11 protein-coding genes are annotated in these 12,228 nt (G+C 68.3%); 9 read left to right on the top strand and 2 right to left on the bottom strand.

Annotated features, from left to right (window positions below):
• Positions 1 to 20: 20 nt before the first annotated feature.
• Both ACFYQQ_RS21220 and ACFYQQ_RS21215 read right to left on the bottom strand, forming a co-directional pair.
• Positions 21 to 494, bottom strand: coding sequence for an ATP-binding protein (locus tag ACFYQQ_RS21220; RefSeq protein ID WP_355785794.1), 474 nt, complete (start codon positions 492 to 494; stop codon positions 21 to 23).
• Positions 495 to 572: 78 nt separating this feature from the next.
• On the bottom strand, positions 573 to 2,042 hold the full coding sequence (locus ACFYQQ_RS21215) for an aldehyde dehydrogenase (NADP(+)) (protein WP_355785796.1): 1,470 nt from the start codon (positions 2,040 to 2,042) through the stop codon (positions 573 to 575).
• Positions 2,043 to 2,135: 93 nt separating this feature from the next.
• On the opposite strand from ACFYQQ_RS21215, the gene ACFYQQ_RS21210 reads away from it, so the two are divergent.
• The 9 genes from ACFYQQ_RS21210 (at position 2,136) to ACFYQQ_RS21170 (ending at position 12,193) form a co-directional block, all read left to right on the top strand.
• Positions 2,136 to 2,864 carry a GntR family transcriptional regulator gene (locus ACFYQQ_RS21210; RefSeq protein WP_388904960.1) on the top strand — a complete coding sequence of 243 codons (729 nt, stop codon included), beginning with the start codon at positions 2,136 to 2,138 and terminating at the stop codon, positions 2,862 to 2,864.
• Positions 2,861 to 4,051 (top strand): hypothetical protein, encoded by a 1,191-nt coding sequence (locus tag ACFYQQ_RS21205; RefSeq protein ID WP_355785802.1) that lies wholly within the window; start codon positions 2,861 to 2,863, stop codon positions 4,049 to 4,051. The genes ACFYQQ_RS21210 and ACFYQQ_RS21205 overlap by 4 nt, the downstream gene beginning before the upstream one ends.
• A complete protein-coding gene (locus tag ACFYQQ_RS21200; RefSeq protein WP_355785805.1) occupies positions 4,048 to 4,989 on the top strand; it encodes an ABC transporter permease in 942 nt (313 codons plus the stop codon). The genes ACFYQQ_RS21205 and ACFYQQ_RS21200 overlap by 4 nt, the downstream gene beginning before the upstream one ends.
• An 11-nt stretch (positions 4,990 to 5,000) precedes the next feature.
• Entirely contained in the window at positions 5,001 to 5,885 is an 885-nt protein-coding gene (locus ACFYQQ_RS21195; protein ID WP_356242619.1) for an ABC transporter permease, read from the top strand.
• Positions 5,886 to 5,957: 72 nt separating this feature from the next.
• Positions 5,958 to 7,529, top strand: coding sequence for an ABC transporter substrate-binding protein (locus ACFYQQ_RS21190; RefSeq protein ID WP_355793446.1), 1,572 nt, complete (start codon positions 5,958 to 5,960; stop codon positions 7,527 to 7,529).
• A gap of 14 nt (positions 7,530 to 7,543) precedes the next feature.
• Positions 7,544 to 9,484 (top strand): dipeptide ABC transporter ATP-binding protein, encoded by a 1,941-nt coding sequence (locus ACFYQQ_RS21185; protein ID WP_388904959.1) that lies wholly within the window; start codon positions 7,544 to 7,546, stop codon positions 9,482 to 9,484.
• Entirely contained in the window at positions 9,472 to 10,632 is a 1,161-nt protein-coding gene (locus ACFYQQ_RS21180; protein WP_355794516.1) for an enolase C-terminal domain-like protein, read from the top strand. The genes ACFYQQ_RS21185 and ACFYQQ_RS21180 overlap by 13 nt, the downstream gene beginning before the upstream one ends.
• Complete coding sequence (locus tag ACFYQQ_RS21175) at positions 10,629 to 11,456, top strand: SDR family NAD(P)-dependent oxidoreductase (protein WP_388904958.1); 828 nt, start codon at positions 10,629 to 10,631, stop codon at positions 11,454 to 11,456. The genes ACFYQQ_RS21180 and ACFYQQ_RS21175 overlap by 4 nt, the downstream gene beginning before the upstream one ends.
• Complete coding sequence (locus ACFYQQ_RS21170) at positions 11,453 to 12,193, top strand: ribonuclease activity regulator RraA (protein WP_388904957.1); 741 nt, start codon at positions 11,453 to 11,455, stop codon at positions 12,191 to 12,193. Before ACFYQQ_RS21175 ends, ACFYQQ_RS21170 begins: the two co-directional genes overlap by 4 nt.
• The last annotated feature ends 35 nt before the right edge of the window (positions 12,194 to 12,228 follow it).

Here is a 12,228-nt window from a genome sequence, read left to right as displayed (position 1 = left end):
ATGCGCCGACGCGCTCCCCCTCAGCAGGCCAGTACGGCCCAGGCCCGTGTCCCCCTCGCGGTCTTCTGATGACCGTGCGCGACCGCGCAAGCATCCACCAGCGACAGGCCCCGGCCGAATTCGGCGAGGTCGTCCTCCACCGCGCGTCGTTCAGGAGGACGCCACATCCCGTTGTCGCCGACCTCAATGAAGACGCCGCGCGCCACTACCCGGATTCGCACGGTGATCTGGTCACCCATGCTGTGCAGGAGGGCGTTGGTGGTCAGTTCCGAGACGATGAGACAGCCGGCCTCGGTGACGTCACTGGGCAGGCGCCATCGCTGCAGTCGGCGCCGTATGAACGCCCTCGACTTGGCGGCGGCATCGCAGGTCGCGCCGGTCTGGAAGTCCGCCGCCTCCAGAGGCCAGCCAGGAGGAGGGAGCAGCGCCCCTGTCCGGTCTGCCGGCGAGGGTCGGTGCCGGGTCGAGGCGGTGAGTTGCCTGGTGATGGGCATGTCTCGTTCTCCTTGGTCCTCCTGCGCCGGCCCCGGGTGGTCGGCTGCGCGAGCAGAGCCGTGCTGGAGGTGGGTGGGTCAGGTGCGCGGAGTCTGCCGACGGGGAATGTCCAGAGGGTTGGCGTGCTGAAGAGCAGGGGGAAGCAGCACGTCGGGAAGGTTCTGGTAGACGACGGGCCTCAGCCACCGGGCAACGGCCGTACCGCCGACACTGGTGTGGAGCGGCGAGGTGGTGGCCGGCCACGGGCCCCCGTGCTGCATGGCCGGACTGACGGCCACGCCCGTGGGCCAGTTGTTCCACAGCACCCGGCCTGCGGGCACCGAGGACATGACTCGCCGGGCAAGCAGGTCGTCATGGCCCTCTCGGCCCTGGACGGTGACGGTGAGGCTTCCGGGAACCAGAGCGAGGGCGTGGAACAGCTCTTCTTCGGTGCCGTACTCCACGATCAGAGAGGCAGGCCCGAAGCACTCTCGAAGGAGCTCCGGCGCTGCGCGCAGGTCCCCGGCGTGGACGCTGAGCAGAGTGGGAGTCACCAGGGTCTGATCGTCCGCCCGGGGTGCCAGTGGCATGAGGATGCGAACCGCCGAATGCCGTCCGACCTCGTCGACGGATGCCAGGTATCCGTCGTGGATCCACTGGCCGAGCATGGGTGCCGCGGGCACCGCCTGCGCCTCACTCGTCAGCACCTCGGTGAGGCCGTGCCCCTCGGGCAGGAACAACAGGCCGGGCTTGGTGCACAGCTGCCCCTGGCTGAAGGTGACCGAGGCTATGTACTCACGGGCGAGCTCGGGCCCTCGCTCGGCCAGAGCTGCGGGCGTGACGACCACCGGGTTCAGGGAGCCGAGTTCTCCGTAGAAGGGGATGGGATCGGGGCGTGCGCAGGCGAGGTCGAAGAGTGCCCTGCCGCCGGCGGTGGAACCGGTGAAACCGGCTGCCCGTATCCGGTGGTCCTGCACCAGCCGGCGTCCTGCTTCACGGCCGTGGACGACTGAGAGCGCTCCGGGGGGCAGGACCTCGGCGGCCAGTTCCGCGGTCAGGGAGGAGAGCTGCGGATGCCCTTCATGCGCTTTGACGACGACGGGGCAGCCGGCTGTCAGCGCGCTGGCGGTGTCACCGCCCAGCACGGAGAAGGCGAAGGGGAAGTTGGAGGCCGAGAACACGGCCACCGGGCCGAGCGGCACCAGCATGCGGCGCAGGTCGGGCCGGGGAGCGGGGAGGGCCGCCGGATCCGGCAGATCGATCATGACGTCGAGATAGGCGCCTTCCTCTGCGATGTCGGCGAACATCCGCAGCTGAACCTGGGTGCGCAGCACTTCGGTGGTGAGTCGTGCGTGGGAAAGCCCTGTCTCCTGCTGTGCGACCGCGACCAGCTTGCCGGCCTGGGCGGCCAGGGCGTCGGCGAGGCCGTGGAGCAGGCGGGCCCGCTCGGGTAGTCCGAGGGCGGCGAGATCGGGGGCGGCGCTTTCCGCCGCGGCGGCGGCACGGTCGACCCCGTCAGGGGAGTCGGCGTGTGCGCGCTGGGAGGGGACGAGGGGCTGGGAAGTCATCGGAACCTCACTACAGATGCGTTTCCGGCAGGTGTCCAAAGAACTGCGGACCAAGGTCTTGCGCTTGGCATGCTGGTATACCACGATGTCAGCATGCCAGAGAGCGAGCCCACACAAAAGGGGGCAAAGGTGTCTACGTCGATCGATCTTCTGCCTCCCCTGAGGCGGCCCGCGTCGCGCACCGACCGTGTGCGGGACGCACTGAGGCAGGCCATCCTGGAAGGCTCACTGCCTCCCGGCCGACCACTGGTGGAACGGGAACTGGCCGAGATGCTCGGCGTGTCCAAGACGCCGGTGCGCGAAGCCCTGAAGCAGTTGCGCTTCTCAGGGCTCGTCTCCGTCAACGCCCTCCAGGGAGTAAGCGTCCGCTCTTCGGACGCCGAGACAGCCCGCCAGCTGTATACGGCCCGGCTTGCCACGGAACCCGCCGCTGTACGCATGGCGGTCGACGTGCGCGGCGCGGGCGCGCGCCCCTCGGCTCGGCAGGCACTCGCCGATGCGGCGGCATCGATGGACGACGCGGACGTCACCGGGCTGGGCCTGGCCAACAGGCGGTTCCACCGAACGCTTTACATCGGTTGCGCCAACACCTGGCTGCACCTGTTCCTGGACCAGCTCCAGGATTTGACAGCGGTCGTCGCTGCTCGCGGCTGGCGGCTACACGCGACGTTCCAGGAGGAAGCCGCCGAGCATGCGGCCATCCTCCATGCGGTCGAGAGTGGAAACGCCGGGATGGCGGAGCTGCTGATGCACGCCCACATAGAGAAAGCGAAGCACACAGTGCTCGCAGCCCTGGATCACGCCGAGAGGGCTTCCACATGAAGGTCGAGGTCTTCGCCCATCCGCTCTCCTTCCGCGCCGACGCCTCGGTGCAGGCCGAGACGCTGGCCCGCAACGGGGTCGACGGGGTACGCCTTGCGTACGCCTACCACGGGGGACGCTGGCTGCTCAGCACCAGCGAACCGGGCCGCGTCGAGGACTTCACGGCGGGCCTCTGGTTCACGCCTGCCGGCGTACGACGAAGCACCGGTTCCACGCCGGCGCTCCCGGTACTGGGAGACCAGGCAACCACGGCGACCTCCGCCTTGACCCGTGCAGGCATACAGGTCACAGCCTGGCTCGTGGGCCTGCACCAGTCCCCACTGGCACGCGCCCGCCCTGACCTGGCCCTGCGCAACGTCTTCGGACACCGCTACCAGCACGCGCTGTGCCCGGCGCAGCCGGAAGTCATACGCCACGCACAGTACCTGGTCGCCGACGCGGCCTCCCAGCCCGGGGTCAGCGGACTCGAACTGGAAGCCTTCGGCTACCTGGGGTGGGCCCACCAAAGCGCACACGACAAGTTCGGGGTCGCCCTGCGCCCGGTCGACCGGTGGCTGATGTCCCTGTGCCTGTGCCAGGCGTGCAGTAATCACTTCACGGCAGCCGGAATCGACACCGCGGAGCTCACGGCACGAGTGCGAGGAGCCCTGCGAGATCAGTTCACCCATGCCCGCCCGCCGAGCGATCGCCTGCAGGAGGACGCGGTGGCCGCGCTGGGCGGCGAGACACTGTCCGTGCTCCTGCGTGTACGCGCCCGCGTCACACAGGACCTCGTCCGGGCCGCGGCCGCGGCCGCGCCCCAATTGCCGGTGTCCATCCGCACCACCATGAACCCCTACGCCTGCGACGGAAAAGCAGCAGGCGACTTCAACGGTCTGGCCGCGGCGGCGGGCGGAGTGACCGTGACCAACCTCGCAGGCAACCTCAAGGACCTCCGCGCGGACGTGTCGGCGGCCCTCCGCACGGAAGCAACGGTCACAGCCGGCTGGAGTCTTTCCGCCCTTCACACACTGAACGAGTCCGAATTGCTCGAAGTAGCCACAGCGACACAATCCTGTGCCGCTCTCGCCCTGTACGCCTACGACCTCGCACCGCCTGATCGTCTGTCCTGGCTGCGCCTGCTGCCGCGCTCCGGGCGACACGGTGACGGCGTCACCCACTCCCCCGGAACGGAGGCCGCCCGATGACCGGATACCTTCTGCGCAGACTCATGCAGCTGGTACCAGTGGTGATCATCGTGTCGATGGTGCTGTTCATCCTCCTGCGCCTCATGCCCGGAGATCCCACCTCGGAGATCCTCGGTCAGGAAGCAAGTGCCGAGGACCGCGCCGCGCTGCGCTCCGACCTCGGTCTCGACGCGCCCGTCGCACGGCAGTTCATCGACTGGTTCACCGGCCTCTTCCGCGGCGACCTGGGCCGGTCATGGCTCACCGACGAGTCCGTCGGAACCATGATCAGCGAACGCCTGGCCGCCACAGTGGAATTGGGGATCATCGCCCTTCTGCTGGCCGTCGTCCTCGGCATCCCGGCCGGTGTCATCGCCGCCGTACGCAAACGCACCAAGACGGACGCCGCCCTCAACTCGGCCAGCGTCCTTGCCCTCTCGGCGCCCCACTTCTACCTTGCCGCGATCCTGATCCTGGTCTTCGGACTGTGGCTCAAGATTCTCCCTCCGTCCGGTTACGTACCCTTCAGCGACAGTCCCGGCGCGAACCTGGAGCACATGGTGCTGCCCGCCCTGACGATCGGGCTGTCGATGGTGGCCGTGACCATGCGTCAGACGCGCGCCGCGCTGCTGGCGACGTTCAACGAGGACTACATCCGCACCGCGGAGGCAACCGGTCTCTCCCGGCGCCGAATCGTGACGGTGTACGCGCTGCGCAATGCGATCGTCCCCGTGGTGACGGTCCTGGCCCTGCAGATCGGCGCGCTGATGAGCGCCACCGTCGTCACCGAGACCGTCTTCACGGTACCCGGCATGGGGACCCTGATCGTCAACGGGATCTTCAGCCGCGACCTGCCCGTCGTACAGGGAGCCGTGCTGATGGTCGTGGTCTTCGTCCTGCTGGTGAACCTCTTCGCCGACATCGTCTATGCGTGGCTCGACCCGCGCATCACGTACTGAGAGGCGCGACGGTGACTACCTCTACCGCTACCCCCGCTCCCGAGACCGTGTCCCGGCGGCCCGTCCTGCGGCGACTCGTGCATGACCGCCGCGCGCTGCTCGCGTTCCCCGTCCTGGTCCTGATCGTGCTCGCCGCCGCGACGAAGCCCTTCCTCGGCGACTGGATCAGTGACACCGACACCTCGCACCTCCTGGCCGATCCGAGTGCCCGGCACTGGCTGGGCACCGATGAACTGGGCCGCGACATTCTGGCCCGTGTCTGGGCCGGTGCCGCCGTCACTCTTCAGGTCGCCGCCATGACCGTCGTGGTGGCCCTCGTCGTGGGAACGGTGCTCGGTCTGGTCGCCGGCTATCGCGGTGGCTGGGTCGACGCCCTGGTCATGCGTACCGCCGACGGCCTGATCGCCTTCCCGCTGCTCGTCCTCGCCCTGACCGTCGTCGCCGCCCTCGGCCCCGGACTCGTCAACGCGCTCATCGCCATCGCCATCGTGACGACACCCCGCTTCGCCCGGGTGGTACGCGGCGAAGTCCTGTCGCTGCGCACCCGCGAATGGGTGTCCGCCGCCCGCATCGTAGGCATCCGGGAACGCCACATCCTGCGACGCCACCTGCTGCCCCATCTCGCCGGCACGCTGCTGGTGTTCGCAGCCCTCCAGGTCTCGACGGCGATCATGGCGGAGGCCGCACTCAGCTTCCTCGGACTGAGCGTCCAGTCCCCTCAGCCCAGTTGGGGAGCGATGGTGGCCAGCGGAACCGATCACCTCAACACCAGCTGGGCTCTGAGCGTCTTCCCCGGCCTCGCGATCCTGTTGACGGTCGCGGCCTTCAATCTCCTCGCGGACGCCCTGCGGGACGCCCTCGACGCCCACCGCCCCGAGCTCTCCCCGCCTCGCTGAACGCTCAGGACGATTCGTCCCCTCCTCCCCCACACCTCCATTTGTCCGTACCCCGCAAAGGAAAGACTCGTCATGCAACTACCAGCCAACCCACTCTCGCGCCGCACGGTGCTGGCGGGGACCTTCGCGACCATGTCCATCTCCGCGGTCGCCGCGTGCAGCAACTCCTCGGGGTCATCGGACGGCGGCTCGTCGGGAGGCACCCTGACGGTGGGCTTCGACAACGAACCCCTGACCCTCGACCCGGCGATGAGCGCCGCCATCTCCTCCGACCGCAACGTGCTCAATCTCTTCTACGACACACTCCTGCGCCAAGACCGCGACGGCTCGTTCGAACCCGCCCTGGCCAAGAGCTGGAAGAAGGACGACCGCTCCATCACCTTCACCCTGCGTGACGGCGTGAAGTTCCACGACGGTACGCCGTTCGACGCCGAGGCCGTCGTCTTCAGCCTGGAACGGGTCATGAACCCGGCCACGAAGTCGACCAAGGCCGGCGCGCTGTCGAAGATCGAATCCGTCAAGGCGGTCGGACCGTCCACCGTGAAGATCACTCTCAAGAGCCCTGACCCGCTGCTGCTGACCCACCTGGCACACGAACCCGGCATGATCGTCTCCCCGAAGGCGGTGGGCAAGTACGGCGGCGACTTCAACCGCAACCCCGTGGGCACGGGGCCCTTCACCTTCAAACTGTGGCGCTCGAAGGTCCAGCTGACCGCGGAGCGCAACGAGAACTACTGGGCCAAGGCGTCCGACGGCAGCGCACTGCCCAAGCTGGACAAGGTGATCTACCGCTTCGTCACCGAGGCGAAGGTTCTGCGTGCGGAACTGTCCACCGGTGGAGTGCAGTTGGTACGCGCTCTGCCCCCGGAGGAATACCGGCAGCTCGAATCGAACAGCTCCATCTCGATCAAGGACGAGGGTGTGCGACGCGCGTACTACGTGTCGCTCAACACGACCCGCCCCCCGTTCGACAATCCCGAGATCAGGGCGGCCTTCGCCCAGGCGGTCGACGTGCGGGCCGTGGGCAAGGCGGCCGCTGGCGACGAATTCGACGTCGCACCGTCCTTCGCCACCAAGCAGGACTGGTTCTACGACGGCAGCCTCCCCGTCCCCTCCTACAACCCCGACGCGGCGCGTGAGGCCCTGGAGCAGGCGACCAACGGCAAGGGAGCGGCCGTGACACTCCTGGCCCGGCGTCGGGCACCGGACCCCACCATCGCCGAACTGCTGCAGAACCAGCTGAAGAAGGCCGGCTTCACCGTCGAGGTCGCCGTGCTGGAATTCCAGACCATGCTCGAGCGCCTCCTCAAGCACGACTTCGACGCCGGCATGCTGGTCATCGACATTCCCCGCCTGGACCCCTCCCTCTCCTTCGACCCGTACTTCTCCAGTGCCGGGCCCAACAACTGGTCGGGCATCAAGGACACCAAGCTGGACGGCCTGCTCGAAAAGGGCCGCGTCACGGAAGACCGGGCCGAACGCAAGAAGATCTACTCCGACGTCCAGCGACGCCTCCTCGACCGGAACTACTGGGTCTTCCTCCACCAGCCGAAGTCACCTCTGGTCAACAGCAGCAAGCTCAAGGGCGTCGTCCTCAATGCCGACGGCCAGGTCCGCCTCGACCAGGCCCACCTGACCTCCTGAAGGACGTCCCACACATGAGCCTTCTTCACGTCAACGACCTCGGAGTCACCTTTCACCCGACGCAAGGCCCGCCGGTGCGGGCCGTCGACAGCGTCTCCTTCCACGTCGACGCGGGGGAGATCCTCGCCGTCGTCGGGGAGTCCGGATCGGGCAAGACGGTGACCGCGCTGAGTCTCCTCGGCCTCACGCCCGAGGCCCCGGGGTGCAGCACGACCGGAAACATCACCCTCGACGACACCGAGCTCCGCTCGCTGGACAGCAGGGGCTGGCGTGCCACCCGAGGCGCCGAGGTGGCCATGGTCTTCCAGGACCCGAGCTCCGCGCTCAATCCCTTGCTGACGATCGGCACTCAGATCATGGACGCGGTCCGCGCCCACGAGACGGTCACCCGGGACGAGGCACGCCGGCGCGCCGTCGAAGCGCTGACGCTGGCCCGGATGACCGAGCCCGAACGCAGGCTCAAGCAGTACGCGCACGAGCTGTCCGGCGGCATGCGTCAGCGCGCGGCGATCGCTTTGGCCATCGCGGCACGTCCGCGGCTGCTGATCGCCGACGAACCGACCACAGCACTGGACGTGGGTGTCCAGGCAGCCATCCTGGCCATGCTGAGGTCCCTGTGTGACGACCTCGACATGGGTCTGATCCTCATCACCCATGACCTCGGGGTCGTGGCCGAGCAGGCGGACCGCGTGTGTGTCATGTACGCGGGCCGCATCGTGGAGTCAGGGCCCACCGCGGAGGTTCTCGGGAACCCGCGGATGCCCTACACGCAAGCACTCCTCGCTGCCACTCCCCGCCTCGACTCGCCCGCACGGCAGCGCCTGTCGTCCGTCACCGGGCAGCCGCCGAACCTGGCCGAGCGGCCTCCGGGATGCCCGTTCGCCCCCCGATGTCCCCTTGTCACGTCGGACTGTACGCACAAGGTTCCGGAGCTCGTCCCGCTCGAGAACGACCATGCGGCGGCCTGCCTGTTCGCCGAAGTCCCGCAAGAGCTGCTTCGCCGGCCTGCTCCTTCCTCGTCGGTCACGGTGACGAAGGCCGCGCCGGTCACCGCCGGCCTCCCGGAACCGAATGAGGCACTGGCCGAGTTCGAGGCGGTCGAACTCCACTACCCCGTGCGCAGCGGACCCTTCAGGCGCGTCACAAGCCACGTGCGGGCGGTGCAGCAGGTGAGCCTGCGGGTGGCGCCGGGCCGCACACTGGCGCTCGTGGGTGAGTCCGGTTCCGGCAAGACCAGCCTGACCAAGATGCTGCTGCGTCTGGAACGCCCTACGGGTGGAGCGGTGCGCTTCGACGGCATCGACGTCACCCGGCCGAAGCCGGCCGAACTGCGCCGCCTCCAGCGGGAGGTGCAGGTAGTCTTCCAGAACCCCTACGCCAGCCTCGACCCGCGGATGACGGTGCGTCAGACGCTCGCCGAGCCGCTGCGCGTGCACGGCCTGGACCACGCCGAGGAGGACCTGGCACGGCTGCTGGCGGACGTGGGGCTGGATGCGGCAGCGCTGAACCGCTTCCCCTCGGCCTTCTCAGGAGGTCAGCGGCAGCGCATCGCCATCGCCCGCGCGCTTGCGTTGCGCCCGCGACTGATCGTCTGCGACGAGGCGGTGAGCGCACTCGACGTCTCGATCCAGGCACAGGTGCTGAACCTGCTGGCCGACCTTCAGGCCCAGCACGGCATCGCCTACTTGTTCATCACCCACAACCTGGCGGTGGTCAGATCCGTCGCTCACGAGATAGCAGTCATGCGCGACGGCCGGCTCGTGGAACAAGGACCGGCCGAGCAGATCTACGCCTCCCCCGCGCATGAATACACCCGGGAACTGCTGTCCATGGCACCGGGCCACCCCACTTCGGTGGCGAACCCCGGTACGGCGGGCGACGGCCTCGGCCGTCCCGACCGTACCTCTACGCCGGCATCTCCCGACGAGGAAAGGAGCGCCGCATGGCCCAGATAACGCGGGTCCGGCTCACTTCGATCAACACTCCCCGCCACAACAGCATCACCTGTGGCCACATTCTCGTGGAGATCTTCACCAGCGACGACTCGCTCGTCGGGCTGGGAGAGATGTCCGACCTGCAGCACCTCCCCCGTTTCCACTTCGACGTCCCCGAGCTGGAATCCACGCTCAACGAGCTCCTGGTCGGTCTCGACCCGCTGCGACTGACCGAGATCGAGCGCCGTCTGGAGGCCAACTTCCCCCAGGCTGGCTACATCTACGACAAGAGCCGCGCCATCAAGTGCGGTGTGGACATCGCCATCTGGGACCTCTCGGCGAAAATCCTCGGCCTGCGTGTCTGCGACCTGCTGGGCGGAGCCGTGCGCAACTCGGTCCCCATCGCCTACCCCATCTTCCGCCAGCAGCAGGAAGAAGACGTCGAGCGGAACCTGGCGATGGTCGAGCGGCGGCTGTCGGAAGGCTTCGAGTACTTCCGGGTCTACGTGGGACGTGACCTTCGACTGGACGAGCTGTTCCTACGGACCGCCCGCGAGCGGTTCGGTGACCGCATCACGATCAAGTCCCTGGATTTCTCCAACCTGCTCGACTCCAAGGCGGCGTGCAACTTCGTCGACCGCGTCCACGACGTGGGATTCGACCTCGTGGAGGCGCCGGCGCCCAACCACGACGTACGCGGCCTCGTCTACGCCAGGGGGCGGCTGCCCGTCCCCATCAGTGAGCACGTCTACAGCTACCGCTGGGCGCTCGACCTGGTCGGCGCCGACGCAGTCGACGTGTTCAACGTGAGCGTCATCGCCATCGGAGGCATCACGCCGGCCCGCAGGATCTTCGCCATCGCCGATGCGGCCGGCAAGTCCTGTCTGATCGGCACCACTCAGGAGCTGTCGATCGGAACGGCGGCAGCGGCCCACGTGGCGATGGCGATGCCTGCGGTGACCGTGCCCAGCGACCCGGTCGGGCCCCTGCTCTACACGCGTGACGTGGTCGAACAGCCGGTGAGCTACGCCGGCGGGCACCTCCACGTACCGGACGGCCCTGGTCTGGGCATGCGGCTGGACCCGGACCTGGTTCGGGTCTCGGCCTCCCCGCTGACATGGGCCAAGACCGACGCGAGTGCAGTCGTGGACCGCAAGGCGCAGTCGTGAGTGGCCGTTTCGCCGGCAAGGTCGTGCTGGTCACCGGTGGAGCACGCAACATCGGCCTCGCCATCGCCGAGCGGTTCGCCGCGGAAGGCGCGGCTGTGGCCGTCAACAGTGACAACGAGCAAGAAGCGGCAGCCGCCGTGACCGCTCTGCGGGAACGCGGTTGTCGCGCCGCCGCCTGCCCCGGGGACGTCTCCGATCCGGCGCAGGCGGAGGACCTCGTAGTGCGCGCCCAGAGGGAACTGGGAGGGCTCGATGTCCTGGTGAACAACGCCGCCGTTCCGATGCTGGGCCGCACGAGTCTGCTGCAACTCGACCCGGGCGACTGGGACCGTAGCTTCGCCGTGAACACGCGCGGAGTCTTCCTCTGCTCCACAGCGGCAGCACGCCTGATGCCACACGGATCGAGCATGGTGAACATCTCGTCGATCGGGGCGACACGGGCGCACCGGGGCTGTGTCGCCTATGACGCCACCAAGGGCGCCGTCGAAGCGGCCACCCGTGCGATCGCTCTCGAACTCGCTCCGCACGGAATCCGCGTCAACGCGGTCGCACCCGGCTCGATCGCCAACGACCGTTTCGCGGCGCTCAGCGCACAGGAACAGCGAACCCGTGCAGCCCCGGTACCGGCGGGCCGCGTCGGCACGGGCGAGGACGTCGCCGGCGTCGTCGCCTTCCTCGCCTCGGCTGACGCCGCGTACGTCACCGGTCAGGTCATCACGGTGGACGGCGGACTCACCGCTCAGGCCAGACCCGCCGGAACCGACCCCTCTCTTGATGCTTCCAGCACTCCTCATCCTCCTCCTTCCGAAGGACACACCACATGACCGAGACGCAGCAGGCCCCGCTCGACCCCCACGACCTCGCCGCGCTCGGCCGTGCCAGCACGGCCACGATCACCACCCAGCTGTTCAAGCACGGATTGCGCAACACCTTCCTGCCGGGACTGCGCTCCCAGAGCCCCAACGCTCCGAGGATGGTCGGCGAAGCGTTCACCCTGCGTTACATCCCCGCCCGCGAGGACATCGACGTACTGGAGGTCTTCGACGACTACGACCACCCGCAGCGCAAGGCGGTCGAGCTCGTCGGCCCCGGTCAGGTTCTCGTGATCGACTGCCGCGGAGACGGCCGCGCCGCCTCGGCCGGCCACATCCTCCTGACGCGGATGGCATCGCGTGGCGCGGGCGGCATCGTCACCGACGGCACCCTCCGCGACATCGAGGGCATCAGCCGACTGGAACTTCCGGTCTACGCGACCGGTGCCGCTGCCATGACCAACCTGGCTCTTCATCACGCAGTCGACATGCAGGTCCCGATCGGCTGTGCCGGCGTTCCGGTCTACCCCGGAGACGTCATGGTGGGAGACGGTGACGGCGTGGTCTGTGTCCCACGCCATCTCGTGCCGGTCATCGCCCAGGCCGCGGCCGAGCAGGAGCAGCTGGAGGCCTACCTCCAGCAGCGAGTCGCCCAGGGCGCTCCGCTACGCGGAACCTATCCCGCGGACGCGAGGACTCTGCAGGCCTACGATCAGGCTCGGGGGCCGATCGAGGTCAGCAGCAACTGAGCGCCGCCCAGGCGACGTACCGGCATACGACTCAT

Source organism: Streptomyces sp. NPDC005496 (genome assembly GCF_042872045.1).
Lineage (GTDB): Bacteria > Actinomycetota > Actinomycetes > Streptomycetales > Streptomycetaceae > Streptomyces.
Note: the sequence above shows the minus strand (reverse complement) of the source record. Positions and strands in the feature narration are given on the sequence as shown.